Raw genomic sequence first — 26,590 nt, 5'->3', positions numbered from 1 at the left:
CTTCCTGCGGTAAAGCCGAAGGGTGGACCGGAACATTCCGGCCCACCCTTCATTGTGAGTCTTGTCGGACTCAGGCCTCGGTGGCCACGATGTTGACGACCTTGCGGCCGCGGCGGGTGCCGAACTGCACGGCACCGGCGGTCAGCGCGAACAGGGTGTCGTCGCCACCGCGGCCGACACCGGCACCCGGGTGGAAGTGGGTGCCACGCTGGCGGACGAGGATCTCGCCGGCGGAGACGACCTGGCCGCCGAAGCGCTTCACGCCGAGGCGCTGGGCGTTCGAGTCACGGCCGTTGCGGGTAGAGCTTGCGCCCTTCTTGTGTGCCATCTCGCTATCCCCTTACTTGCTGACGGAGTCGATGCTCGTGATCCGCACAGCGGTGTGCTGCTGGCGGTGACCCTGGCGGCGACGGTAACCGGTCTTGTTCTTGTAGCGCAGGATGACGATCTTGTCGCCCTTGGTCTGGTCGACCACCTCGGCGTGAGCCTTCACGCCGGCCAGCACCCACGGGTCGGAGGTGACAGCGTCACCGTCGACGATCAGGATGGTGGAGAGCTCCACCGAGTCACCCGGCTTGGCCTCGATACGGTCGATCTCCAGCACGTCGCCGACGGCGACCTTGTGCTGGCGGCCGCCTGCGCGAACGATCGCGTACATGCGGTACCCCATTTCTAACTCGGTCGGAGCTCCAGATGCCAGCCGCCTGGGTACGGACACAGGGGCCTCCCCCCGACTCCATGAGGGGCCGGGAAGGTGAAATTGCTCGGGAGCATGGCGTAGACACGCCGAGGGTCAAGAATACGGACCGGCCGCCACGGGGGCAAACCGGACCGTACGGCCCCGGGGGCGGGCGATCGCCCGCCCCCGGGACACGGGCACTACTCGGCTGCCGGTTCACCCTCGGCGGCCGCGGCCTTCTTGGCCGCCGCGCTGGTCCGCTTGGTCGCGGTCTTGCGGGCGGTGGTCTTCTTCGCGGCCGCCGTGGTCTTCTTGGCGGCCGTCTTCTTGGCGGCGGTCTTGCGCGCGGCCCGCTTCTTCGGCGCCGGCGCCTCCTCGGCGGGCTCCTCGGCCGGGGCCTCGGCGGTCTCCGCAGCGTCGGCGGTCTCCGAAGCAGCCTCGACCGGGGCCTCGGCGGCCGGCTCGGCGACGACCGCCTCGGCGGCGGCCTCCACCGGAGCCTCGGCAGCAGCCTCGACGACGACCTCCGCCGGAGCCTCGGCCTGAGCCTCCACCGGGGCCTCGGCGGCGGCGAAGGCCGCCTCCAGGGCCGCGTCGGCGCGGGCCTGCAGCACCACGATCTCGGCCTCGGCCGGCGCACCGGCCGGAGCCGTCGCCTTGCGCACCGCCCGGCGGCGGGTGCGGCCGGCGGGCGCCGCGGCGGCCGGGATCTCCACCAGGCTCGGCTGGGCCGCAACCTCGGCGACCGCGGCGGCCTCGACCTCGGCCGGAGCCTCGGCGGCCGGCAGCTCCTCGACCGTCTCCACGACCTCGACCTCCGCCGGGGCCTCGACGACCGCCTCCGCGGCCTCGATCGCCTCGACGGCGGCCTCGGCGACGGCCTGCGGCTCCTCGTGGGCCGCACCGCCCTTGCCCCGGCGCCGGCGCTTGCCGCCGCCCGAGCCCGCCTCGCCGGCCGCGGCGGTCTGGCCGCCGGCCGCGTGGACGTGGGCGCTCGGCTGCTCCATGTGGACGATCACGCCGCGCCCGTTGCAGTGCACGCAGGGCTCGGAGAACGACTCCAGCAGGCCCTGGCCGACCCGCTTGCGGGTCATCTGCACCAGGCCCAGCGAGGTGACCTCGGCCACCTGGTGCTTGGTCCGGTCACGGCCCAGGCACTCCAGCAGACGGCGCAGCACCAGGTCCCGGTTGGACTCCAGCACCATGTCGATGAAGTCGATCACGATGATGCCGCCGAGGTCGCGCAGCCGCAGCTGGCGCACGATCTCCTCGGCCGCCTCGATGTTGTTCCGGGTGACCGTCTCCTCCAGGTTGCCGCCCTGGCCGACGAACTTCCCGGTGTTGACGTCGATGACGACCATCGCCTCGGTGCGGTCGATCACCAGCGAACCGCCGCTGGGCAGCCAGACCTTGCGGTCCAGCGCCTTCATCAGCTGCTCGTCGATCCGGTAGGTGGCGAACACGTCCACCTCGGAGGTCCACCGCTGGAGCCGCTCGGCGAGGTCCGGGGCCACGTTGGACACGTAGTCGTGGATGGTGTTCCACGCCTCGGTGCCGGAGACGATGACCTTGGTGAAGTCCTCGTTGAAGATGTCGCGGACGACCCGGACGGTCATGTCCGGCTCGCCGTACAGCAGCGCCGGGGCGTTGCCGCCGGCGGCCTTCTTCTGGATGTCCTCCCACTGCTGCTGCAGCCGCTGGACGTCGCGGGTCAGCTCCTCCTCGGAGGCGCCCTCGGCGGCGGTGCGCACGATGACGCCCGCGTCGTCCGGGACGATCTTCTTGAGGATCTGCTTCAGCCGGGCGCGCTCGTTCTCGGGCAGCTTGCGCGAGATGCCGGTCATCGAGCCCTCGGGCACGTAGACCAGGTAGCGGCCGGGCAGCGAGATCTGGCTGGTCAGGCGGGCGCCCTTGTGGCCGATCGGGTCCTTGGAGACCTGCACCAGCACGGACTGGCCGGACTTCAGCACCGACTCGATCCGGCGCGGGCCGCCGTGGCCGCCCAGCGCACCGAAGTTGACCTCGCCGGCGTAGAGCACGGCGTTGCGGCCCTTGCCGATGTCGACGAAGGCGGCCTCCATCGACGGCAGCACGTTCTGGACCTTGCCCAGGTAGACGTTGCCGACGTACGAGGTGGCCTGCTCCTTGTTGACGTAGTGCTCGACCAGCACGCCGTCCTCAAGCACGCCGATCTGGGTGCGCTGGCCGTTCTGGCGCACCACCATGACGCGCTCGACCGACTCGCGGCGGGCCAGGAACTCGGCCTCGGTGATGATCGGCACCCGGCGGCGGCCCAGCTCGCGGCCCTCGCGGCGGCGCTGCTTCTTCGCCTCCAGACGGGTCGAGCCCTTGATCGACTGCACCTCGTCCGGGTCGAACGACGGCTCGGTGGAACGGCGGCGCGGCTCGCGCACCTTCACGACCGTGCGGACGCCGTCCTCGGTGGTCTCGGCGGTCTCGACCGCGCCGGCCTCACCACTGCGGCGGCGACGGCGACGACGGCGACGGGACGAGGCGAGGCCGGCGGACAGCTCGTCGTCCTCGTCGATCTCCTCCTCGTCGGCGGCCGCGGCCGGCTCCTCGGCGGGCTGCTCGGCCTCGGCGGTCTCGGCGGTCTCGGCCTCGAACTCCTCGGCCTCGCCACGGCGGCGGCGACGGCCGCCCCGGCGGCGACGGCGGGACGGACGGCCGTCCTCCTCCCACTCGCCCTCGGTCTCCGGACCGGCGGCGGGGGCCTCGACGGCGGGCGCCTCGGCCGGCTCCTCGACGACGGGCTTCGGGCGGGCCGGTGCCTGCACCCGCACCTGGGTGCGGGTACGGCGGCGGCGGCCGACGCCGCTGTACTCGTACTCGTCCTCCTCCGTGCGCTGGACGGCGGGCGCGGCGGCCTCGGCCGGAGCGGGCTCGGCGGCGGCGGCCGACTGCGCGGCGGGCGGGGCGACGTAGGGGGCCGGCTCCTGGAAGACCGGGGCCTGGAAGATCGCGGTGGACGGGCGGACCGCGCGGCGGCGCACCCGGTGCGGGGGCTCGGCCTCGGCGGCGGGGGCCGGGGCGGGCGCGGCGGCCTCGGCAGCCTCCTCCTCGGCGGCGGGCTCCTCGGCCGGCGTCTCGGCGGCGGGCTCCTCGACCGGCGCCTCCGCGACGACCGGCGTCTCCTCGACCACCCGGCGGCGGCGGGCACGGCGGGCCGGCGCAGCCGGCGCCTCCTCGGCGGGCGCGGCCGGAGCCTCGACGGCCGGAGCCTCGGCAGCCGGAGCCTCGGCAGCGGGCGCCCCGGCGGGGGCCTCGGCGCGCTTGCGGGTACGGCGGGCGCGGACCGGCTTCTCGGCCACCGGCTCGGCGGCCGGAGCCTCGGCGGGCGCGGCCTCGACAGCCGGCGCCTCGGCGGCCTGCCCGGCCTCCGGCGCGGAGACGACGATCGAGGTGGCCTCCGGCGCCCCGGCGGGGGCCTCGGCACGCTTACGGGTACGGCGGGCGCGGACCGGCTTCTCGGCCACCGGCTCGGCGGCCGGAGCCTCGGCGGGCGCGGCCTCGACAGCCGGCGCCTCGGCCGGGATCACCGTCTCGGCGGCCTCCGCGGCCGCACCCTGCGGGGTGCCCGCCGGGCGGGACACCGCACGGCGACGGCGGCGCGGCGGCGCGGCGGACGCGCCCTCGCCACCGGTGGCGGTGGAATCGTTCTGTTCCGGCGCCGCAGACTGCTGCGGATCGGTGTTATCGAGCATGCGGGTGGATCTCCCGTCAGGCCCCCGGGCTCCGCATCCGGGCACGGCGGGGCACCGGTGGCCGGCCGGCATCGCGACGATGCTCGGGCCGGACCCTTTCACGGTGCCGCCGTGCGGACGCGAGGCCGCACAGGGGCTCGTAGTCTCGCTCGGCGCCCCGCGCTCGGCGGGGTGTCGAAAGTCTTCTGGTCTGACCAGTCTTCTGAGGTTTTCCCAAGCTGCGCCGTCCCCCAACCCCGGGTGGCTCCCGGACGGGGTCCTCGGGCCCACCGACCATCGGGGTCGGCGGGCCGCAAGAGGCCGGCCTGTGCTTCGACGACGCTCGCTCCCCTGGGGAGCCGCGGGGGCCTGGAGGACCAGCGGGCCCAGTGGTACTGGGCCCGGCCTCCGCCCGCTAGGCGGACGCGGTTGCGCGCGGCTCGGCGGCCGCCACAGGGCCGGCCGGGGCCGCGGCGCGGTCGAGCGCCAGCGGGTCGGTCACCGTGCCGGTCCCCTCGTCGAGCGGCCCCTGCGCCAGCCTGGTCACCTCTGCGGGGACCGGCGGCGCCAGGTCGGCCGTCGCACGGAGACCGGACAATACGTCGTCGGGTCGTACGGCGGGTGTGGCGTGTCGTACTACCAGCCGCAGTATCGCACAGGGACGGGCCGTCCGAACATCGCGGGCCCCTTCGCCCACCGTGTCCGCACCGGCGTCGACCTGCGACGGGAGGATTTCCAGCGCCGCCACGGCGCCGCGCGCGTCGAAGACCCGAACGCCGTTCTTGGTCAGGCGTTCGACCTCGACCCGCTCCTCGGCGAGGAAGACGGCGGCCGCGCGGGCGGCCTCCTCCGGGGTGACACCGTCCAGCCGGACCTGCCACTCGGAGGCCTCCAGGCGCTCCACGAAGTTCGGCGTCCGGACCTCGACCGCGTCGATGACGTCCAGCCCGTTCGGCAGCGACGCATCCAGCTGCGCACGCAGCTGCTCCGGGTCGCGGAGCTCGGCGAGGCCGATCTCCAGGTACTCCGCCTCGCTCGCCACCCCGGTCGGAGCGGCGTTGGCGTACGACACCTTCGGGTGCGGGGTGAAGCCGGCCGAGTAGGCCATCGGCACCGCCGACCGGCGCAGGGCGCGCTCGAAGGCGCGCTGGAAATCGCGGTGGCTGGTGAAGCGGAGCCGGCCGCGCTTGGTGTAGCGGAGACGGATCCGCTGCACCGTCGGCGCGGGCGGCGGACCGTCGGGCGTACGGCGTGCCAGGGTCGCTCAGTCCTTAGTCAGTTGTCCCCGTCCGGCGCGGCGGTCGTGCGCCACTGTCCGGACTCTGTCACCTCAAAGGGTACGCGCCCGCACGCCCGGCTCGCTCCGCCCCTGTTCGGACCCCCGCCGCCCCGGCCGGGGGCCCGGCACACCGATGCCCCCGCCGGAACACTCCGGCGGGGGCATCGGAAACGGGCAAGGGCTACTTGACCACGGTCAGCGGCAGCAGCTTCTTACCGGTGGGGCCGATCTGGATCTCCGTCTGCATCTGAGGACACACGCCGCAGTCGAAGCACGGGGTCCAGCGGCAGTCGTCGACCTCGACCTCTTCGAGGGCGTCCTGCCAGTCCTCCCACAGCCAGTCCTTGTCGAGGCCGCTGTCCAGGTGGTCCCAGGGCAGCACCTCCTCGTAGGTGCGCTCGCGGGTGGTGTACCAGTCGACGTCGACGCCGGTGCCGGCCAGGCCCTTCTCGGCCGAGAGCATCCAGCGGTCGTACGAGAAGTACTCGCGCCAGCCGTCGAAGCGGCCGCCGTCCTCGTAGACCGCGCGGATCACGGCGCCGATCCGGCGGTCGCCGCGGGAGAGCAGGCCCTCGACGATGCCGGGCTTGCCGTCGTGGTAGCGGTAGCCGATGTTCTTGCCGTACTTGCGGTCGCCGCGGATCGAGTCTCGCAGCTTCGCCAGGCGGGCGTCGGTGGCCTCGGCGGACAGCTGCGGCGCCCACTGGAACGGGGTGTGCGGCTTGGGCACGAACCCGCCGATCGAGACGGTGCAGCGGATGTCGTTCTGGCCGGTGACCTCGCGGCCCTTCTGGATGACGTTCTTCGCCATCTCGCCGATCTGGAGCACGTCCTCGTCGGTCTCGGTCGGCAGGCCGCACATGAAGTACAGCTTCACCTGGCGCCAGCCGTTGCCGTACGCGGTGGCGACGGTGCGGATGAGGTCCTCCTCCGACACCATCTTGTTGATCACCTTGCGCATGCGCTCGCTGCCGCCCTCGGGGGCGAAGGTCAGACCGGACCGGCGGCCGTTGCGGGACAGCTCGTTGGCGAGGTCGATGTTGAACGCGTCGACGCGGGTGGACGGCAGCGACAGACCGATCTTGTCCTCGGTGTAACGGTCGGCCAGGCCCTTGGCGATGTCGCCGATCTCGGTGTGGTCGGCGCTGGACAGCGACAGCAGGCCGACCTCCTCGAAGCCGGTCGCCTTCAGGCCGCGCTCGACCATCTCGCCGATGCCGGTGATGCTTCGCTCCCGCACGGGGCGCGTGATCATGCCGGCCTGGCAGAAGCGGCAGCCGCGGGTGCAGCCGCGGAAGATCTCGACGGACATCCGCTCGTGCACGGTCTCGGCCAGCGGGACCAGCGGCTGCTTCGGGTAGGGCCACTCGTCGAGGTCCATGACGGTGTGCTTGGACACCCGCCACGGCACGCCCGGCGCGTTCGGCACGACGCGGCCGATCCGGCCGTCGGCCAGGTACTCCACGTCGTAGAACTTCGGCACGTACACCCCGCCGGTGCGCGCCAGGCGCAGCAGCAGCTCGTCGCGCCCGCCCGGGCGGCCCTCGGCCTTCCAGCCGCGGACGAGCTCGGTGATGTCCAGCACGGCCTGCTCGCCGTCGCCGACCACCGCGCAGTCGATGAAGTCCGCGATCGGCTCGGGGTTGAACGCGGCGTGGCCGCCGGCCAGGACGATCGGGTCCTCGTCGGTGCGGTCGCGGGCCTCCAGCGGGATGCCCGCGAGGTCGAGCGCGGTCAGCATGTTGGTGTAGCCGAGCTCGGTGGAGAAGGAGAGGCCGAACACGTCGAAGGCGCGCACCGGGCGGTGGGCGTCCACGGTGAACTGCGGGACGCCGTGCTCGCGCATCAGCGCCTCCAGGTCGGGCCAGACGCTGTAGGTCCGCTCGGCCAGCACGCCCTCGCGCTCGTTCAGCACCTCGTAGAGGATCATGACGCCCTGGTTGGGCAGGCCCACCTCGTAGGCGTCGGGGTACATCAGCGCCCAGCGGACGTCGCAGGCGTCCCAGTCCTTGACGGTCGAGTTCAGCTCGCCGCCGACGTACTGGATCGGCTTCTGGACGTGCGGGAGGAGGGCCTCCAGGCGTGGGAAGACCGATTCGACAGTCATGTACTAGGAACCCTTACGACGTTGAGAGGTGTCGCGCGCATCCTGGTCCCGGTTCGGGGCGGTGGGCGACGTCTGGGAGGGGTGACCCTCAAGGGTAGCCGAATCCGGCCCGCGGCCCGGCCGGGCCGCGGGGCGCCCGGCCGGGGCGGCGGCTGTTGACAGTCCCGGACGGCCCGTGCGGTACTGGCAGGGCTCCGCCGGGAGGCCCCGCACGCCATCGGACAAGGAAGGCGCCCATGCACGACGGCACCGACACCGGCCTCGCGGGATGACCGACACCGGCCGGCGGGTGCCCCGCCGCGACAGCCCTCCCGGACCGCTCGACCGCTACCCCGCGGCGCCCCGGGCGGCGGCCGCCGCCCGTCGGCTGGCCCTGCGCCACCCCGAGCGCTGCCGGGTGCGCGAAGTGGGCCGCTCCCGGGGCGGACGGCCGCTCGTCCTGCTCTCCGTCGACGAGGGCCCGCACGCCGTCCTGGTGGTCGGCGGCCCCCACCCCAACGAGCCGGTCGGCGTCGCCGCCGCGCTGCGCCTCGCCTCGCTGGCGCTGGCCCGGCCGCCCAGGCCCGGCCTGGCCTGGCACGTCCTGCTCTGCCTCGACCCGGACGGCGCCGCGCTCAACGAGGGCTGGCTCGCCGGCCCGCTCACCGCACCGCGGCACTACGAGCACTTCTTCCGGCCGGCCTTCGAGGAGCAGCCGGAGCTGCTGCCGCCGGCCGGCGGCGAGCGCAGGCCGATGCCGGAGAGCCTGGTGCTGACCGGGCTGATCGACGAGCTGCGCCCCTTCCTGCAGTGCTCGCTGCACGGCGTGGACTTCGGCGGGGCCTTCGTCCAGCTGACCCGGCCGGTCCCCGGCCTGGCCGGGCGCTTCGCCCGCTCGGTGGCCCGCGGCGGCGTGCCGCTGGACGTCGACTCCTACGACGCGGTCGGCTGGGACAGCCCGGCCCCTGGGGTCTACGTGCTGCCGGGGCGCGGCCGCGGCGGGCTCCCCCGGGCGTTGCCGGACGACCCGGCGCGCTCCACCTGGGCGTACGCCGGCCGCTACGGCGGGGTGACGGCCCTGCTGGAGGTACCGATGTGGGCGGTGGACTCGGTCGGCGACGCCGGGCTCCACCCCGACGTGCGGCGGTCGGTGGCGGCCGCGGCCGTGGCCCTGCGCGAGCGGGCGGAGCAGCTGGCCGAGCTGCTGCCGCTGGTCCCGGCGCACGCCCGGGCGGCGTACGGGCCGCTGCTGCGCGCCGTCGAGTTCAACCTGGGCGCCTGTCCGCTGCTCGCCCGGGAGTGGCTGGCCGACTGGTGCGAGCGGCCGCTCGCGGTCTCCCGGGTGACCACGGCACGGATCGTCGCCGAGCGGATCCCGCTGCGGGCGGCGTCGATGCTGCTGCGGCTGCTCGGCGACGCCGGGGGCCCGGCCGCGGACGCCGCCCGGGAGCGGGCCCGCGGGATCGTCACCGGGAGCCTGGAGCGGCTCGGCCGGCTCGGCGCGCGCTGGGTCCCGGTGGAGGCCCAGGTGGCGCACCAGACCCGGGCGGTGCTGGCCGCCACGGACTGCCTGCTGCCGTAGCGCGGGCGCGCCGGGCCGGCGCGCTGCCGGCATGCGGCAGGCCCGCGGCATGCGGAAGGGCCGGCCCGGGAGAGTCCCGGACCGGCCCCGCGCACCGCTCAGGCCGCTATCGGCCGCTGGCTCTGCACCGCCTGCAACAGCCCGATCGCCACCCACGTCGAGAACATCGACGACCCGCCGTAGGAGACGAACGGCAGCGGGATGCCGGCGACCGGCATGATGCCCAGGCACATCCCGATGTTCTCGAACCCCTGGAAGGCGAACCACGCGACCACCCCGGCCGCGACGATCGTCCCGTACAGGTCGGTCGCCTGCCGGGCGATCCGGCAGCCCCGCCAGAGCACCACGCCCAGCAGCACGATGATCGCCATCGCCCCGAGGAAGCCCAGCTCCTCGCCGGCCACCGTGAAGACGAAGTCGGTCTGCTGCTCGGGGACGAACTGGCCGGTGGTCTGGGTGCCGTGGAACAGCCCCTTGCCGGTGAGTCCGCCCGACCCGATCGCGATCCGGGCCTGCGCGGTGTTGTAGCCGACGCCGGAGGGGTCGAGCGCCGGGTTGGCGAAGGCGGCGAAGCGGTCGATCTGGTACTTGCTCAGCACCCCGAGCTTCCAGATCGCGATGCAGCCGCCGACGCCGGCCAGGATCAGCCCGAACACCCAGCGGTTGGCCGCGCCGGAGGCCAGCAGGATGCCCAGCACGATGACGGCCATCACCATCACCGAGCCGGCGTCCGGCATCAGCATCACGATCGCCATCGGCAGCGTCGCCCAGACCAGCCCGCGGAACACCGCCCGGTGCGAGGGGAACTCCCGCTCCCCCGCGTCGACCTGGTCGGCCAGCACCACGGCCATCGCGAGCACGATCGCCAGCTTGGCGAACTCGGCCGGCTGGACGGAGAAGCCGCCGCCGAGCTGGATCCACGAGTGCTGGCCGTTGATGGTCGAGCCGAGCGGGCTCAGCGTGGTCAGCAGCAGCACGATCACGGCGATGTACAGGAACGGCACCACGGTGCGGAAGCGGCGGCTCCCTATCCCTATGACCACCGCGCACAGCACCATGCCGACGACCACGTTGGTGAGGTGCCGGAACAGGAAGTACTGCGGGTCGCCGTGGGTCAGCGAGTCCCGCCCGCGGGTGGCCGACCAGACCAGCAGCGAGCTGCCCAGCGAGAGGACCAGCGCGGCCAGCAGCAGTATCCAGTCGATCCGCCAGAGCGGGGAGTCCTTGGCGAGGGCCTTGGAGACCCCGCTGCGCTGCTGCGGGGCGAGCCGCAGCTGACGGTACGAACCGTACGAGGTCATGCCCGGCTCCTTCCGTTGCCGCGGGTCGGCTCCAGTGCGGCGTCGGCCGCGGTCAGCAGGACCGCCGGGCCGGACGGCTGCGCCGGGTCCAGGAAGACCAGCGGCGAGCCGCCGGTCACGCCCGGGTCGCCGGCGGCGGAGCCCTGGTGGGCGACCGGCTTGATGATCGCGGTGCCGTCCGGGTTGAACTTCGGCAGCTCGGTCTGCGGCTTGGGCAGCAGCGCCTTGCCGTTGTCGACGTTGCCCTTGTCGTCCACGCCGTAGAGCGCCTGGTAGATCCGGCGGATCGCGTCACCCGAGCCGCCGGAGCCGGTGCCGCCCTGGCTTATCGTCATCACGACCGCGTAGTCGTCGCTGTAGGTGGTCAGCCACGAGGTGGTCTGCTTGCCCTCGACCTCGGCGGTGCCGGTCTTGGCGTGCAGCTCGATCTTGCCCTGGGGCCAGCCGGCGCCGGCGAACTTCCAGGCCGCGGTACCGCTGGTGATGACGCCCGCGGTGGCCTGGTCGATGTAGCCGAGCAGCTTCTGGTCGCCGGGGAACTTGGCGTCCTCGTGCGGGGCGATCTCGCGGACGAGCTCCCCGCTCGGGCTTATCACCGCCTTGCCGATGGTCGGCCGGTAGAAGGTGCCGCCGTTGGCGAGCGCCGAGTAGATCCGGGCCATCTGGATCGGGGTGACCAGCGTGTCGCCCTGGCCGATCGCGAAGTTGACCGAGTCACCGGCCCGCATCTGGTAGCCGTCGATGCAGTTCTCCTTGGCGATCAGGTCGGAGTAGCTGGTGCCGCCCTTCTCCGCCTGCTTGCACCAGGCGTCCTTGTTGCTGTCGTAGTAGGACTGCTTCCACTGCCGGTCCGGCACCCGGCCGGTGACCTCGCTGGGCAGGTCGATCCCGGTCTTGGCACCGAGGCCGAACTGGTGGGCGGTCTTGTAGAACCAGTCGCCCGGGTCCTTCTTCGGCTTGATGCCGCCGTCCTTCATCCACTGGTCGTACGCCAGGCCGTAGAAGACGGTGTCGCAGGAGACCTCCAGCGCCTTCTCCAGCGTGATCGAGCCGAAGTTCTCGCTCTCGAAGTTCTTGAACTCGCGGCCGCCGATGGTCAGGCTCTTCGGGCAGGGGTAGGTGCCGTCCAGCGAGTAGCCGGCCTGCACGGCGGCGGTGGTGGAGATGACCTTGAAGGTCGAGCCGGGGGCGGACTGACCCTGTATGGCCCGGTTCAGCAGCGGGAAGTTGGATTCCTTGCTGGTCAGCGCCTGGTAGTCCTTGCCGGCGATGCCGCCCTGCCAGAGGTTCGGGTCGTACGTCGGGGCGCTGGCCATCGCCACGATCCGCCCGGTGTGCACGTCCATCACGACGGCGGCGCCGGAGTCGGCCTCGTAGTTGCGGTTGGTCACCTTGTCGAAGGTCTTGCGGGCGTCGTTCATCGCCTGCGCCAGGTTGTCCTCGACGGCCTTCTGCACCCGGGCGTCGATGCTGGTCACCAGGTTGTTGCCGGTCTGCGGGGCGACGGTGCCGGCGGTGCCGATCACCCGTCCGAGGTTGTCGACCTCCAGCTTGGTGATGCCGGCGGTGCCGCGCAGGTCGCGGTCGTAGACCGACTCCAGGCCGGCCCGGCCGATCTGGTCGGCCGGCAGGTAGCGGTCCAGGCCGGCCTTGCCGGCGGTCTTGGAGACCTCCTCGTCGGTCACCGGCGAGAGGTAGCCGAGCACCTGGGCCATGTTGGCGCCCTCGGCGCCGGTGTAGTGCCGCACGGCGGTGGGCTGCGCGGTGACGCCGGGGAAGTCCTCGCGGCGCTCCATTATCTGCATCGCCTGCTGGGTGGTCGCCTCCTTGGTGACCGGGATCGGCTGGTAGGGCGAGCCGTTCCAGCAGGGCTGCGAGGTCTTGGCGTCGCAGAGCCGGACCTTCTCCTGGACGTCCTTGGCCGGCATGCCGAGCACCTCGGCGAGGCGGCCGAGGACCGCCTTGCCGGCGTCCTTCTGCTGCAGCAGGGAGGTACGGCTGACCGAGACGACCAGCTTGGTCTCGTTGCCGGCCAGGATCCGCCCGGAGGCGTCCAGGATCTCGCCGCGCACGGCCGGCTCGACCACCTCGCGGATGTGGTTGCCGGTCGCCTTGGCGGTGTACTCCTTGGCGTTGCGGATCTGCAGGTACCAGAGCCGCCCGCCGAGCGTGGCGAGCAGCGACAGCACCAGGATCTGCAGCACCACCAGACGGATCGTCACCCGCCGGGTACGGCCGGTCTCGGGGATGTTGCTCACGTCGCGTGCGCTCCAGGGTGCGGGGTTCCGGGAATCACGGGGATCACGGCGATCACGGGGATCACGGGCGTCAACGGGCCGGTGCTACGGCCGCTTGGCGAAGCCGAGCGAGCGCTTCTTCTTGTAGCCCGGCCCGGCCGACGCCTCACGGGTGGTGCGGTAGCGGGCCAGCGTGCCCAGCCCCGGGCCGCCCTCGTCGTCGCCGGCCGCGGCGGCGACCGGGTCCTTGCCGAAGCGGCGTCCGATCAGCATCACCACGGGCACCACGAACGGCGCCAGCAGCAGGTCGTACAGCAGGGCGGTGAGCACCAGGCTGCCGAGGCCGACGTGCCGGGCGGCGGTGTCGCCGACCAGGGCGCCGACCATCGCGTACAGCAGCGTGGAGGCGATCGCCGCGCCGGCCACCACCAGCAGCGCGCTGGAGACCGAGCGCTGCCGGCCGTGGTCGGGGCGGAGCAGCCCGGCGGCGTAGCCCATCAGGCAGAGCACCAGGGCGTAGCGTCCGATGGCGTGGTCGGACGGCGGTGCGAGGTCGGCCAGCAGTCCGGCCGCGAAACCGACCAGGCAGCCGCCGGTCGGTCCGTAGACCATGGCCAGGCCGACCACCACGAGCAGCAGTATGTCCGGGGTGGCGCCCGGGAGTTGGAGCCGGCCGAAGACGCTGACCTGGAGGATCAGGCCGAGCAGGATCAGCACGGCGGTGACGGGGACGCGGGCGAGGCGCATGGCTCAGTTCCCCCCGGAGGGCTTGGCGGGCGGTGCGGCGGCGGCCGGTGCCGCGGGGGCGGCGGGGGCCTGGCCCTGGGCGGCGGGCGCGGGCGGCAGGACGGCGTCGCGCGGGTCGGTGCGCGGCGGCACGACGACGACGCCGATCAGGTCGAGCCGGGTGAACTGCACGAAGGGCTCGACCAGGATCGTCTTGGTGAGCTGGCCGGGGTTGGCCTCGACCTGGACCACCTTGCCGACCGGGACGCCGGGCACGAACGGGCGGCCGCTCTGCGAGCCGAAGGTGACCAGCCGGTCGCCCTCCTTGACCTGGGCCTTGCCGTTGAGGAGCGAGACCTTCATGGCGCTGGTGCCGCCGCCGGAGGCGAAGCCGATCTCGCCGCTGCCCTCCAGCCGGGCGCCGGCGCTGAAGCCGGGGTCGGAGGCGAGCAGCACGGTGGCGGTGGTCGGGGCGACGGTGGTGATCCGGCCGACCAGGCCCTGGCCGTTGATGACGGTCATGTCGCGGGTGAGGCCGTCGTCGCTGCCGGCGTCGATGGTGATGGTCCAGGAGAAGCCCTGGGCCGGGCCGATCGCGATGACCTGGGCGGCCTTGACGGTGTATCCGCCGGCGCCGGCGGTGCGCAGCAGGTCGTCGAGCTGCTTGGTGCGGCCGCCGGCCGCGTCGGAGGAGGCGAGCTTCTGGCGCAGCTCGGTGTTCTCGCGGGCCAGCTGGTCGGTGCGGCCGCTGTGGGTGGCGGCGTCGCGGAAGGCCCGGACGGTGTCGGCGACCGGGTCGACGGCGGTGGCGGCGCCGCGCTCGACCGGGCCGAGGACGCCGGCGGCGGCGCGCCGGGCGCCGCCGAGCGGGGAGTCCTCACCGCCCTTGATGTCGACGGTGATCAGTGCGAAGGCGACGGCCACCAGCAGGATGAGCAGCAGCCGGCTCTCTCGTGTGTCCCTCACGGTGCTGGTACTGCCCCTTCGTACCTGGCCGACCGCCCGGGCCGCGGGGCCCGGGCGGGGGCCGTTTCAGTTTGACTGTCCGGTCTGTCGGTTGTGCTAACGGCGCGGCTGGGCGTCGAGTACCTGCTGCAGTGCCTCGAACTCCTCGACGCACTTGCCGGAGCCGAGGGCCACCGAGTCGAGCGGGTTCTCGGCGATGTGGATCGGCATGCCGGTCTCGCGGCGCAGCCGCTCGTCCAGGCCGCGGAGCAGGGCGCCGCCGCCGGTGAGGACGATGCCGCGGTCCATGACGTCGCCGGCGAGCTCGGGCGGGCACTGGTCGAGGGTGGTCTTGACGGCGTCGATGATCGAGTTGACCGGCTCGTCGATGGCCTCGCGGACCTCGGCGGCGGAGATCACGACGGTCTTGGGCAGGCCGCTGACCAGGTCGCGGCCGCGGATCTCGGCGTGCTCGTCCTTCTCGCCCTCCAGGGCGAAGGCGGAGCCGATGCTCATCTTGATCTGCTCGGCGCTGCGCTCGCCGAGGAGCAGCGAGTACTCCTTCTTGATGTGCTGGACGATCGCGTTGTCCAGCTCGTCGCCGGCGACCCGGATGGACTGCGCGGTGACGATGCCGCCGAGGGAGATCACGGCGACCTCGGTGGTGCCGCCGCCGATGTCGACGACCATGTTGCCGGTGGCCTCGTGGACCGGCAGGCCGGCGCCGATCGCGGCGGCCATCGGCTCCTCGATGATGTGCACCTGGCGCGCGCCGGCCTGCGAGGAGGCCTCGATCACGGCGCGGCGCTCGACCCCGGTGATGCCGGAGGGCACGCAGACCACGACCCGCGGGCGGGCCAGGTAGCGGCGGCGGTGGATCTTGAGGATGAAGTAGCGGAGCATCCGCTCGGTGATCTCGAAGTCGGCGATCACGCCGTCCTTGAGCGGGCGGATGGCGACGATGTTGCCGGGGGTGCGGCCGATCATCTTCTTGGCCTCGGCGCCGACCGCCAGGATGCCGCCGGTGTTGGTGTTCACCGCGACCACGGACGGCTCGTTGAGGACGATCCCCTTGCCCCTGACGTACACCAGCGTGTTGGCGGTTCCGAGGTCGATCGCCAGGTCGCGGCCGATGAACGACAGGTTGGTTGCCATGGGGTGTGGGTGCCTTCCCGGGCTCGGAGTCATTGCGGGGGGTGGACGACGAACGTGCGCCCACGGCTTGGGCGGAAACCAGCCGACCGGCCGTAACGGGCCCTCAAGTGCGTCCATCGTAGTCACGCCGGCCGGTACGGACGTCGACGTGGGGCATGCCGTCCATTGTCCGGGGCGTGATCGCTTCTCCGGGCATTGGGACGCCGTGTCGGCGTCCTCAGTTCCCTATTTCACGATAAGAATGCCCCGGCCGGGCCAATGGTCCCGACCGGGGCACCCGGGCGTCTCTCGGGCGTGTCGCGAGGGCCGGGATCAGGCGTGCGCGGGGAAGAAGATCTTGATCTCGCGCTCGGCGGACTCGGGCGAGTCGGAGGCGTGGATCAGGTTCTCGCGGGTGATGGTCGCGTAGTCGCCGCGGATGGTGCCGGCACCGGCCTCCAGCGGGTTGGTGGCGCCGGCCAGCATGCGGATGCCGGGGACGACCTCCTCGCCCTCGACGATCATGGCGATGGACGGGCCGGAGGTCATGAACTCCAGCAGCGGCTCGTAGAACGGGCGGCCGACGTGCTCCGCGTAGTGGTGCTCCAGCGTCTCCCGGTCGAAGGTGCGCAGCTCCAGGGCGGTGAGCTTCCAGCCGGCCTTGCGCTCGATGCGGCTGATGATCTCGCCGGCCAGGCCTCGCTTGACGGCGTCGGGCTTGAGCAGGACGAGAGTGCGCTGGGACACGGTGCGTCTCCTGGGGAATCGGTTCGGCATGCACGCGCTCGGGCGTGCGGAGTGCGGCTACCCGCAGAGGTTACCTTGCGTGAGCGACCCCCCGGCCCCCCGGTCCCGGCCCTCGTCGGGACCGTCTCTAGGCCGTCGGGGCGGCGGCCTCGGCGGCGGCGCGGGCGGCCTTGAACTCGTCCACCTTGCGGCCGTAGTGGACCGAGCACCACCAGAGGCCGGCGAAGACCACACCGAGCGCGAACATGGTCGGCAGGATGAAGCCGCTGGCGATCAGGCCGATCTGCAGCGCCCAGCCGACCGGCACCGCGCCCGGGCGGTTGATCATGCCGCAGAGCGCGATGCAGAGGACCATCGCGATGCCGCTGACGGTCCAGACCGTGGCCGGGGAGACGTCGGAGAGCTGCGTCGCGACCAGCGCCGCGAACAGGATCAGCAGCGCCTCGCCGATCAGGGTGGAGGAGCAGAGCGTCCTCATCGTCACTTCCTCCCGAGGAGCAGGCGGGCCTCGCCCACCGTGATGACCGAACCGGTGACCAGCACGCCGGCGCCGCCGAGGTCGCCCTCCTCCTCGGCGAGGGTGACGGCCGCGGCGATGGCGTCGTCGAGCCGGGGCTCGACCTGGACGCGGTCCTCGCCGAAGATCTCGACCGCGAGCGCGGCCAGGGCGTCCACGTCCATCGCGCGGTGGGTGGAGTTCTGACTGATCACGACCTCGGCCAGGACCGGCTCGAAGGCCTCCAGCAGGCCGGCCACGTCCTTGTCGCCGCTGGTGCCGATCACGCCGACCAGCCGGGTGAAGCCGAAGGACTCGGTGATCGCGGCGACGGTGGCGCGGGCGCCGTGCGGGTTGTGGGCGGCGTCCAGGATGATCGTGGGGCTGCGCCGGACGACCTCCAGACGGCCCGGGGAGGAGACGCCGGAGAAGGCCTGGCGGATCTTGTCCTGGTCGAGCTGCCCGCCGCGGGCGCCGCCGACGCCGAAGAAGGCCTCGACCGCGGCCAGCGCCAGGGCGGCGTTGTGCGCCTGGTGCTCGCCGTGCAGCGGGATGAAGACGTCCTCGTACTCCTCGCCGCCGAGCCCACGCAGCGTCACCAGCTGTCCGCCGACGGCCAGCTCACGGCGGATCACGCCGAACTCCATGCCCTCGCGGGCCACCGTGGCGTCCACCTCGACGGCGCGCCGCAGGACGACCTCGGCCGCGTCCAGCTGCTGCTGGGCGACGACCGCGACGGCGCCGGACTTGATGATCCCGGACTTCTCGACCGCGATCTCGCCGGTGGTCTCCCCCAGCTTGTCGGTGTGGTCCAGGCCGATCGGGGTGAGCACGGCGACGGCCGCGTCGATCACGTTGGTGGCGTCCCAGGAGCCGCCCATGCCGACCTCGACCACCGCGACGTCCACCGGGGCGTCGGCGAAGGCGGCGTAGGCCATGCCGGTCAGCACCTCGAAGAAGGACATCGGGACGGGCTGCTGGGCGTCGACCATCTGCACGTACGGCTCGATGTCGCGGTAGACCTCGACGAACCGCTCGGGGGTGATCGGGGCGCCGTCCAGGGTGATCCGCTCGGTGACGGTCTCCACGTGCGGGCTGGTGTAGCGGCCGGTGCGCAGCTCGAAGGCGTTGAGCAGCTGCTCGATCATCCGGGCGGTGGAGGTCTTGCCGTTGGTGCCGGTGATGTGGATGGAGGGGAAGGACCGCTGGGGCTGGCCCAGGATGTCCATCAGCGCCTCGATCCGGTCGAGCGAGGGCTCCAGTTTGTTCTCCGGCCAGCGCTTGGAGAGCTCCAGCTCGACGTCGCGCAGGGCGTCGCCGGTGCTGCCGTCGGCGGTGCCGTCGGCGGGGCGGAGGGTGTACGGGTTCGGATCGGCCTTGTCGCTCACGACCACAGTCTACGGAGCGGCGCCGGGCGCTCCCCACGGGGTGAGAACCACCACTTCGCCCGGTGTTCCCAGTTTGCCCGGTTTACTATTGATTTTGCGAGTTTGAACCGCGACGAAGCATCGATTCGCACCCCACAGGAGCCGCCCGACCTTCGATCACGAGGAGAACCGCGCCATGCCCGACGCCCTGCACGACTGGATCACGACCCGCCAGGAGACCCTCGTCCAGTTAGCCGGGCTCGTCTCGTCGGCACTCGTCGGCTACATGGCCCTCGTCTTCGGGCGATTCCTCGTGTACTGGGCCGGCTCCCGGCACGCCTTCCGCCACGACCGGCCCGCCGCGCCCGGCGACCCGGCCGCCTTCACGTGGCACCTGGTGATCCCCTGCCGCGACGAGGAGGCGGTGGTCTCCCAGACCCTCGCCGGACTCCGGGCCACGGCCCCCGAGGCACACCTGTGGGTGATCGACGACGACAGCGAGGACGCCACCCGCGAACTGGTCCTCGCCGCCGCCGAACAGGACGCCCGGATCCACCTCGTCCAGCGCCGCCGCCCGCACGCCCGGATCGGCAAGGGCGCCGCACTGAACGCCGCCTACCGCGAGATCTCCGCACGACTGCCCGAGGACGCCGACCGCTCCCGGGTGGTGATCGGCGTCGTCGACGCCGACGGACAGCTCGACCCCGGCACCCTCGCCCAGGTCTGCAGCGACCACGCCCTCGGCCGCCCCGACACCGGCGCCGTCCAGATCGGCGTCCGGATGCGCAACGCCGACGACGAACTCCCGCTGCCCGGCCGCGGCCGCACCGCCAACGCACTCGCCCGCGCCCTGGTCCGGATGCAGGACGTCGAGTTCCAGGCCAACAACGCCGGCATGCAACTGCTGCGCCGCCGCACCGGCAGCGTCGGACTCGGCGGCAACGGCCAGTTCGTCCGCCTCACCGCCCTCGACTCGCTCACCGCCGAGGAGGGCCGGGCCGGCCGCCCCTGGCCCGAGCGCGCCCTGCTGGAGGACTACGAGTCCGGCCTGGACCTGCGGCTCGCCGGCTGGCGGCTCACCCACGTCACCGAGCGTCAGGTCTCCCAGGAGGGCCTGGTCTCGCTGCGCCGCTTCCTCACCCAGCGCACCCGCTGGGCCCAGGGCAACATGCAGTGCCTGCGCTACACCGGCCGCGTCCTGCGCTCCCCGCACTACACCGCGGCCGGCAAGGCCGAGGTGATGTACACCTTCCTGCAGCCGGTGGTCTGCGTGCTGCTCGTCCTGCTGACCCCGCTCTCGCTCGCGATCACGGCGGCCGGACTGGTGCTCTTCCCCGCGGAGACCGCCGCGTTCCAGCTCAGGTACGGGCCCTACATGCTGCTCGCCTTCGTGCTGGCCGCTTTGCCGATGGTGTTCTGGGGCCCGGCCTACCGCCGCCTCGTCCACCCCGCCCGCGGCCGGCTCACCGGCCTGCTCTGGGGAGTCCTGGTCTGGCTCTACGCCTATCACCTGTTCGTGGTCGCCGTGCGGGCCGCCGTCCGGCTGCTGCTCGGCCGCAACGGCTGGGCAAAGACCCGGCGCAACGCCGAGGCGGTCGCCGCCGGCGCCCCCACCGCCCTCGAAGCCTGAGCCGCCGCCACCCGCCGTCGAGCCCCACCCTGCGGTGAGCCCGACCCGCCGTCGAGCCCCGGCCCGCTCGCGCCGCCGCCGAGCGCCGATCCGCCCCCGCCCCGTCCCCGTCCCCGTCCCCGTCCCCGTCCCCGGAGAGACGCCACCATGAGCCCCTGCCTTCCCCCCGCCAGCGTCGCCGTCGTCCTCGGCACCCGCCCCGAGCTGGTCAAGCTGGCCCCGCTGATCCACGAACTCGGCGAGGCCACCCGGCTGGTGCACACCGGTCAGCACTGGGACGAGGCGATGTCCGGCCGCTTCCTGCGCGACCTCGGCCTCCCCCGCCCCGAACTGCTGACCGGCGTCGGCGGCCGCCCGCGGGCCGGCCAGATCGCCCAGTCCCTCGGCCAGCTCGACGCCGCCTTCGCCGAGGACCGGCCCGCCGCCGTCGTCGTCCAGGGCGACACCAACGCCACCCTGGCCGGCGCGCTCGCCGCCAACGCCCGCAGGATCCCGCTGGTGCACGTCGAGGCCGGGCTGCGCAGCTTCGACCGGGCGATGCCCGAGGAGCACAACCGGGTGATGGTCGACCACGTCTCCGACCTGCTCTGCGCCGCCACCGCCGAGAACGCCGCCAACCTGCGCGCCGAGTCGCTGGACGAACAGCGGATCGCCGTCACCGGCAACACCGTGGTCGAGGTGGTCCGGCGCCGGCTGCCGGACGCGCCCGCCCGGGCTGCGCTGCTCGCCCGGCACTCGGTCACGCCGGACGGCTACGTGCTGGCCACCGTGCACCGCCCGGAGAACACCGACACCGCCGAGGCGCTCGGCGCCGTCCTCGCCGAGCTGGACCGGATCGCCCGGGCCGGCACCCCGGTGCTGTTCCCGATGCACCCGCGCACCCGGGCCGCCGTCGAGCGGTTCGCGCTGGACGGCCTGCTGGACCGACTCGCCGTCACCGATCCCGTCGGGTACGCCGAGTTCCTGGGCCTCGCCCGGCACGCCTCACTGCTGGTCTCCGACTCCGGCGGGGTGCAGGAGGAGTGCACCGTGCTCGGCCGCCCACTGCTGGTGGTGCGCCGCTCCACCGAGCGCCCGGAGGCCGTGGACGCCGGCTTCGCCGCGCTGGTGCGGCCCGGCGCCGAGCTCGGCGACCTCGCCCGCGCCTGGCTCGCCGACCGCACCGAGCGGCTCGCCCGGCTGGCCGCCACCCCGAGCCCGTACGGGGACGGGCTGGCCTCGGCCCGGATCGCCCGGCTGACCGCGCAGCTGGCCGGGCGGCCCGCCGCCGCCCTGGCCGCGGCGTAGCGGCCGGCGGCCGGGGCCGGGGCCGATGCCTGCGACCGGTGCCCGGTGCCGGCGCCCCGGCCGCCGGTCCTCTTGACAGCCGGATTGGTCTACTCCACCTTGTGAGGCAAGTCTCCTACCCCGACAGGGACTTGAGTTGTCGGTAGCTCCCCCACGTGCACCCATCGACACCCGGACGGCCCACCCCCACGCGGGCCGCCGGCCTCCCCCACAGGAGATGGAGTCATGCCACCTGCCCGACACCGGCGCCCGCGCGCCGTCCACAGCCTGCTCGCCGGGGCCACGACGATCGCCCTCGGCCTGAGCGGACTCGCCCTGGCGACCGGCACCGGCGCCCAGGCCGCCGACATCGACCTGATCACCAACGGCGGCTTCGAGTCCGGCAACCACCTCACCGGCTGGACCTGTTCCGCGGGCGCGCCGGAGACCGCCACCGTGCACTCCGGCGCGTTCGCGCTGCGCTCCACCCCGGGCGCCGGCGACACCGGCGAGTGCGTCCAGACCGTGACGGTGAAGCCGTCCTCGACCTACGCGCTCGGCGGCTGGGTCCAGGGCTCGTACGTCTACCTGGGCGCCCGCGGCACCGGCGGGACCGATCCCAGCACCTGGACCACCTCGGCAAGCTGGTCGAAGCTGAGCACCACCTTCACCACCGGGCCCGCCACCACCAGCGTCACCGTCTACCTGCACGGCTGGTACGGGCAGCCGGCCTTCCTGGCCGACGACGTCTCGCTGATCGGGCCGGGCGACCCGAAGCCCTCGCCGACCGCCACCACCCCGACGCCGACCGCCACAGCCTCCCCCACCCCGACGGACAGCGGCACGACCACGCCCACGCCCACGCCCACCGCCACCCCGACCGACCGCCCCGGGCTGCCCGCGCACCTGCTCACCGGCTACTGGCAGAACTTCGACAACGGCGCGACGGTGCAACGGATCAGCGACGTCCCGGCCGCGTACGACATCATCGCGGTCTCCTTCGCGGACGCCACCGCCACGCCCGGGGGCCTGGGCTTCACCCTGGACCCGACGCTCTCCTCCCGGCTCGGCGGCTACACCGAGGCCCGGTTCAAGGCCGACATCGCGGCCAAGAAGGCCGCCGGGAAGAAGGTCGTCCTCTCGGTCGGCGGGCAGAACGGCACGGTCGCGGTGAACAGCTCCGCCTCGGCCGCCAACTTCACCGACACCGCCTGGGCGCTGATGCAGGCCTACGGCTTCGACGGGATCGACATCGACCTGGAGAACGGCGTCAACGCCACCTACCTGGGGCAGGCGCTGCACAACCTCGCGGCGAAGGCGGGCCGCGGCTTCGTGCTCACCATGGCACCTCAGACGATCGACATGCAGTCGACCGGCATGGAGTACTTCAAGCTGGCGCTGAACGTGAAGGACATCCTCACCATCGTCAACATGCAGTACTACAACTCCGGCACCATGCTGGGCTGCGACGGCCAGGTCTACGCCCAGGGCACCGTCAACTTCCTCACCGCGCTGGCCTGCATCCAGCTCAAGGGCGGGCTGCGGCCCGATCAGGTCGGCCTCGGCGTGCCGGCCTCCACCAGCGCGGCGGGCGGCGGGTACGTCAGCCCGGCCGTGGTGAACAACGCGCTGGACTGCCTGGCCGCCGGGACCAACTGCGGGAGCTTCAGGCCCGACACCAAGTGGCCCGGGATCGGCGGGGCGATGACCTGGTCGACCAACTGGGACGCCAAGGCGGGCGGCGGGATCGCCGGCACCGTCGGCGCGCACCTGCACGCCATGCCGTAGGGCGTGTCTGACACGCCCCCAGACACCGGAGGCGTGTTCAGCCTCCGGCGCGGGCCTCGGGGATCTCGGGGCCCGCGCCGGAGTGCCGGCGGCGCAGCTCGGCGGTGATCTCGGCCACCTCGCCGTCGGGCAGGAACGGCAGCATCATGGCGACGCCCTGGAGCAGGCCGCCGAGCAGGAAGGTGGTGTCGGCGGTGGCCGCGACCAGGCCGCGGACCTCGGCGACCCGGCCGGCCGCGACCGCCTCGATCAGCCGGGCCGCGTCCGCCGTCTCCTCGTCCACGTCGACCGCGGCGGTGTCGGCCGGCGCCCGCCGGGCCATCGCCCGCAGCACCCGGTCGCCCACCGCCGGCGCGTACGCCTTGCGGACGGCCTCGGCGGCGATCCAGGCGAGCAGGGTGGTCACCTCGCGGTGCGCGTGCTCCTCCAGGATCCGGTCCAGCGCGTCGTCGAACGCCAGCTGGTTTCCGTGCCGGAACGCGAGCAGCAGCGTCGCCGCCCTGGCTTTGGCCTCATCGACCGCTTCAGCGGGAAGTTCGTCGGCCAACTCCACCGTCACCACCACGCCTAACCCTCCCGTCACCCGTCGGCTCAGCAGAACGTCCTGCACACCGTACACATCCGACCTGCAAACTTCGGCGAACCCGCGCGGGCAAGACCGGAATGAATTCGGGCGGAATAAGACCTCACCCGGTCCAGGATGAATATTCGCCGGAAGGGAGCAACGCCATTGCGCTATTGGGAGCAGAAAAGGCTTGGGAGCGGGAATGCGGGGTAGCGCGGAAAAGGCCGAGGGGCCGCACCCCGCGTCGGCGGGATGCGGCCCCTCGGGGAGCCGGTGCGTCAGGCCTGCGGCAGCGCCGCGAGCTGGGCGGTGATCCGGGCGATGTCCGCCTCGGCGGCCTCCTGACGTGCGCGGATCTTGGCGACCACGTCGTCCGGCGCCTTGGCCAGGAAGGCCTCGTTGCCGAGCTTGGCGGTGGTCTGGGTCTTCTCCTTCTCGGCCGCCGCGAGGTCCTTCGCCAGGCGCTTGCGCTCGGCCGCGACGTCGATGGTGCCGGAGAGGTCCAGCGCCACCGTGGCGCCGGCGACCGGGAGCGAGGCGGTGGCGGTGAAGCCCTCCTCCGGGACGGTCAGCCGCAGCAGTGAACGGATCGCCGCCTCGTGCGCCGCCAGCCGGGTGCCGTCCAGCTCCAGCCGGGCCGGGACCTTCTGGGTGTCCCGCAGGCCCTGGTCGTTGCGGAACCGGCGGACCTCGGTGACCACCTGCTGCAGCAGCGCGATCTCCGACTCGGCGCCGGAGTCCCGGAAGCCGGTGTCCTTCGGCCACTCGGCGACGACCAGCGACTCGCCGCCGGTCAGCGCCGTCCACAGCGCGTCGGTGACGAACGGGACCACCGGGTGCAGCAGGCGCAGCGTGACGTCCAGCACCTCGCCGAGGACCCGGCGCGCCGCGTCGGCCTGCTCGCCGCCCTTGGCCAGGGTGGTCTTGGAGAGCTCGACGTACCAGTCGAAGACCTCGTCCCACGCGAAGTGGAACAGCGCGTCGGAGACCTTGGCGAACTCGTAGTCCTCGTACAGCGCGTCGACCTCGGCCACGGTGCTGTTCAGCCGGGACAGGATCCAGCGGTCGGCGGCGGTCAGGCTCTCCGGCGCGGGCAGCGGGCCCTCGACGGTGGCGCCGTTCATCAGCGCGAACCGGGTCGCGTTCCAGATCTTGTTGCAGAAGTTGCGCGAGCCCTTGACCCAGTCCTCGCCGATCGGCACGTCGGCGCCCGGGTTGGCGCCGCGGGCCAGGGTGAAGCGGACGGCGTCGGCGCCGTAGGCGTCCATCCAGTCCAGCGGGTCCACGGCGGTGCCGGAGGACTTCGACATCTTCTTGCCGAACTCGTCGCGGACGAGGCCGGTCAGGGCGACGGTCTTGAACGGTGCCTGGCCGTCCATCGCGTACAGGCCGAACATCATCATCCGGGCGACCCAGAAGAAGATGATGTCGTGGCCGGTAAGCAGGACGTCGGTCGGGTAGAACTTCTCCAGGTCCGGGGTCTGCTCCGGCCAGCCGAGGGTCGAGAACGGCCACAGGCCGGAGGAGAACCAGGTGTCCAGAACGTCCGGGTCCTGGTGCCAGCCCTCGCCGGTCGGCGGCTGCTCGTCCGGTCCGACGCAGACGACCTCGCCGTCCGGGCCGTACCAGACCGGGATCCGGTGGCCCCACCAGAGCTGGCGCGAGATGCACCAGTCGTACATGTTGTCGACCCAGTCGAAGTAGCGGCGCTCCAGCTCCTTCGGGTGGATCTCCACCCGGCCGTCGCGGACCGCGTCGCCGGCCGCCTGGGCCAGCGGGGCGACCTTGACCCACCACTGCAGCGACAGCCGCGGCTCGACCACCGTGTGGCAGCGCGAGCAGTGGCCGACGGCGTGCATGTACGGGCGCTTCTCGGCGACGATCCGGCCCTGCTCGCGCAGCGCGCCGACCACGGCCGAGCGCGCCTCCATCCGGTCCAGGCCGAGGAACGGGCCGTGCACGGTGATGACACCGCGCTCGTCCATGACGCTCAGGTTCGGCAGGCCGTGGCGCTGGCCGATGGCGAAGTCGTTCGGGTCGTGCGCCGGAGTCACCTTGACGGCGCCGGTGCCGAACTCCGGGTCGACGTGCTCGTCGGCGACGACCGGGATCTCCCGGTCGGTCAGCGGCAGCTTGATGGTCCGGCCGACCAGGTGCTTGTACCGCTCGTCCTCCGGGTGGACGGCGACGGCCGTGTCACCCAGCATCGTCTCGGCCCGGGTGGTGGCGACGACGATCGAGTCCTCGCCCTCGCCGTAGCGGATCGAGACCAGCTCGCCCGGGACCTCGTCGTGCTCCACCTCGATGTCGGAGAGCGCAGTCAGGCAGCGCGGGCACCAGTTGATGATGCGCTCGGCGCGGTAGATCAGACCGTCGTCGAAGAGGCGCTTGAAGATGGTCTGGACGGCCTGGGAGAGGCCCTCGTCCATGGTGAAGCGCTCGCGCGACCAGTCCACGCCGTCGCCGAGGCGGCGCATCTGGCCGAGGATCCGGCCGCCGTAGTTCTCCTTCCACTCCCAGACCTTCTCGACGAAGGCCTCGCGGCCCAGGTCGTGGCGGGAGAGGCCGGCCTCGGCGAGCTGCTGCTCCACCTTGTTCTGGGTGGCGATGCCGGCGTGGTCCATGCCGGGCAGCCAGAGCGTCTCGAAGCCCTGCATGCGCTTGCGGCGGGTCAGCGCGTCCATCAGCGTGTGCTGGAAGGCGTGGCCCAGGTGCAGCGCACCGGTGACGTTCGGCGGCGGGATGACGATGGTGTACGGCGGCTTCTCGCTCTTGGCGTCGGCCGTGAAGTAACCGCGCTCTACCCAGCGCTCGTACAGCTCGCCCTCTACGTCCGCCGGAGCGTAGGTCGTCGGGAGGGTGGCTGCGTCGTCCCCGGGGTGCGTGCTCGCGGGGCGCTGGTTCGTGGTGTCGGTCACGACGCACAGTTTACGTAACCGCGGACGTGGGTTACGAACCGCTTTCGGTCCGCGGGCTCGGCGCGTCCGGCCCGGACGGGCGTCGGCCCGGTGCGGTACCGTGCCCCGACACTCGTCCGATTCAGGGTAGGACCCGGACG

The 26,590-nt window shown here is 72.8% G+C and carries 19 protein-coding genes; 4 read left to right on the top strand and 15 right to left on the bottom strand.

All coding sequences use genetic code 11. The features are described from left to right. Positions 1–70 precede the first annotated feature (70 nt). The 5 genes from rpmA to ACIPSC_RS06030 form a co-directional block, all read right to left on the bottom strand. Entirely contained in the window at positions 71–328 is a 258-nt protein-coding gene (rpmA, locus tag ACIPSC_RS06050; RefSeq protein ID WP_209416555.1) for a 50S ribosomal protein L27, read from the bottom strand. A 12-nt stretch (positions 329–340) separates the two neighbouring features. Continuing rightward, positions 341–658, bottom strand: a complete 318-nt coding sequence (rplU, locus tag ACIPSC_RS06045) for a 50S ribosomal protein L21 (RefSeq protein WP_030058249.1) — start codon at positions 656–658, stop codon at positions 341–343. A 221-nt stretch (positions 659–879) separates the two neighbouring features. Then, complete coding sequence (locus ACIPSC_RS06040; protein WP_400823477.1) at positions 880–4,404, bottom strand: ribonuclease E/G; 3,525 nt, start codon at positions 4,402–4,404, stop codon at positions 880–882. Between the two features lie 394 nt (positions 4,405–4,798). After that, positions 4,799–5,599, bottom strand: a complete 801-nt coding sequence (locus ACIPSC_RS06035) for a TIGR03936 family radical SAM-associated protein (RefSeq protein ID WP_400823475.1) — start codon at positions 5,597–5,599, stop codon at positions 4,799–4,801. A gap of 244 nt (positions 5,600–5,843) precedes the next feature. Continuing rightward, positions 5,844–7,769, bottom strand: a complete 1,926-nt coding sequence (locus tag ACIPSC_RS06030; RefSeq protein WP_400823473.1) for a TIGR03960 family B12-binding radical SAM protein — start codon at positions 7,767–7,769, stop codon at positions 5,844–5,846. A gap of 268 nt (positions 7,770–8,037) precedes the next feature. Between ACIPSC_RS06030 and ACIPSC_RS06025 the strand changes: the two genes are divergently transcribed. Then, on the top strand, positions 8,038–9,330 hold the full coding sequence (locus tag ACIPSC_RS06025; protein ID WP_400823472.1) for a M14 family zinc carboxypeptidase: 1,293 nt from the start codon (positions 8,038–8,040) through the stop codon (positions 9,328–9,330). Positions 9,331–9,428: 98 nt separating this feature from the next. Here ACIPSC_RS06025 and rodA read toward each other — a convergent pair whose 3' ends face one another. From rodA to ACIPSC_RS05985, 8 genes are all read right to left on the bottom strand, one after another. Beyond that, a complete protein-coding gene (gene rodA / locus ACIPSC_RS06020; RefSeq protein WP_400823470.1) occupies positions 9,429–10,631 on the bottom strand; it encodes a rod shape-determining protein RodA in 1,203 nt (400 codons plus the stop codon). Continuing rightward, positions 10,628–12,889, bottom strand: coding sequence for a penicillin-binding protein 2 (mrdA, locus tag ACIPSC_RS06015; protein ID WP_400823468.1), 2,262 nt, complete (start codon positions 12,887–12,889; stop codon positions 10,628–10,630). The genes rodA and mrdA overlap by 4 nt, the downstream gene beginning before the upstream one ends. An 84-nt stretch (positions 12,890–12,973) precedes the next feature. Continuing rightward, a complete protein-coding gene (gene mreD / locus ACIPSC_RS06010; protein WP_313763753.1) occupies positions 12,974–13,615 on the bottom strand; it encodes a rod shape-determining protein MreD in 642 nt (213 codons plus the stop codon). Between the two features lie 3 nt (positions 13,616–13,618). Next, a complete protein-coding gene (gene mreC, locus ACIPSC_RS06005; protein WP_400823467.1) occupies positions 13,619–14,560 on the bottom strand; it encodes a rod shape-determining protein MreC in 942 nt (313 codons plus the stop codon). 96 nt (positions 14,561–14,656) lie between these two features. Then, the gene (locus ACIPSC_RS06000) at positions 14,657–15,682 is read right to left on the bottom strand and encodes a rod shape-determining protein (protein ID WP_305067939.1); all 1,026 of its coding nucleotides are present in this window, start codon (positions 15,680–15,682) and stop codon (positions 14,657–14,659) included. A 324-nt stretch (positions 15,683–16,006) separates the two neighbouring features. After that, on the bottom strand, positions 16,007–16,420 hold the full coding sequence (gene ndk / locus ACIPSC_RS05995) for a nucleoside-diphosphate kinase (RefSeq protein WP_400823465.1): 414 nt from the start codon (positions 16,418–16,420) through the stop codon (positions 16,007–16,009). Positions 16,421–16,547: 127 nt separating this feature from the next. Next, positions 16,548–16,898, bottom strand: a complete 351-nt coding sequence (locus ACIPSC_RS05990) for a DUF4233 domain-containing protein (RefSeq protein ID WP_400823463.1) — start codon at positions 16,896–16,898, stop codon at positions 16,548–16,550. A 2-nt stretch (positions 16,899–16,900) separates the two neighbouring features. Continuing rightward, positions 16,901–18,304 carry a bifunctional folylpolyglutamate synthase/dihydrofolate synthase gene (locus ACIPSC_RS05985; RefSeq protein WP_400823461.1) on the bottom strand — a complete coding sequence of 468 codons (1,404 nt, stop codon included), beginning with the start codon at positions 18,302–18,304 and terminating at the stop codon, positions 16,901–16,903. A 175-nt stretch (positions 18,305–18,479) separates the two neighbouring features. Here ACIPSC_RS05985 and ACIPSC_RS05980 point away from each other — a divergent pair, with 175 nt between their 5' ends. The 3 genes from ACIPSC_RS05980 to ACIPSC_RS05970 all read left to right on the top strand — a co-directional run bounded on the left by ACIPSC_RS05980 (position 18,480) and on the right by ACIPSC_RS05970 (position 22,967). Next, on the top strand, positions 18,480–19,913 hold the full coding sequence (locus ACIPSC_RS05980; RefSeq protein ID WP_400823459.1) for a glycosyltransferase: 1,434 nt from the start codon (positions 18,480–18,482) through the stop codon (positions 19,911–19,913). A gap of 147 nt (positions 19,914–20,060) precedes the next feature. Further along, positions 20,061–21,200: a non-hydrolyzing UDP-N-acetylglucosamine 2-epimerase gene (wecB, locus tag ACIPSC_RS05975; protein WP_400823456.1), complete on the top strand. Its 1,140-nt coding sequence runs from the start codon at positions 20,061–20,063 to the stop codon at positions 21,198–21,200. A gap of 225 nt (positions 21,201–21,425) precedes the next feature. After that, on the top strand, positions 21,426–22,967 hold the full coding sequence (locus ACIPSC_RS05970; RefSeq protein ID WP_400823454.1) for a chitinase: 1,542 nt from the start codon (positions 21,426–21,428) through the stop codon (positions 22,965–22,967). A 37-nt stretch (positions 22,968–23,004) separates the two neighbouring features. Here the strand turns inward: ACIPSC_RS05970 and ACIPSC_RS05965 are convergent, their stop codons facing one another. Both ACIPSC_RS05965 and ACIPSC_RS05960 read right to left on the bottom strand, forming a co-directional pair. Next, positions 23,005–23,577, bottom strand: coding sequence for a hypothetical protein (locus ACIPSC_RS05965; RefSeq protein WP_400823452.1), 573 nt, complete (start codon positions 23,575–23,577; stop codon positions 23,005–23,007). A gap of 233 nt (positions 23,578–23,810) precedes the next feature. Then, positions 23,811–26,450, bottom strand: a complete 2,640-nt coding sequence (locus tag ACIPSC_RS05960; RefSeq protein ID WP_400823450.1) for a valine--tRNA ligase — start codon at positions 26,448–26,450, stop codon at positions 23,811–23,813. Between the last annotated feature and the right edge of the window lie 140 nt (positions 26,451–26,590).

It is taken from the genome of Kitasatospora sp. NPDC090091, from assembly GCF_044747365.1.
Classification (GTDB): domain Bacteria; phylum Actinomycetota; class Actinomycetes; order Streptomycetales; family Streptomycetaceae; genus Kitasatospora.
The sequence above is the reverse complement of the archived record's forward strand: the minus strand, read 5'-3'. Positions and strand labels throughout refer to the sequence as shown.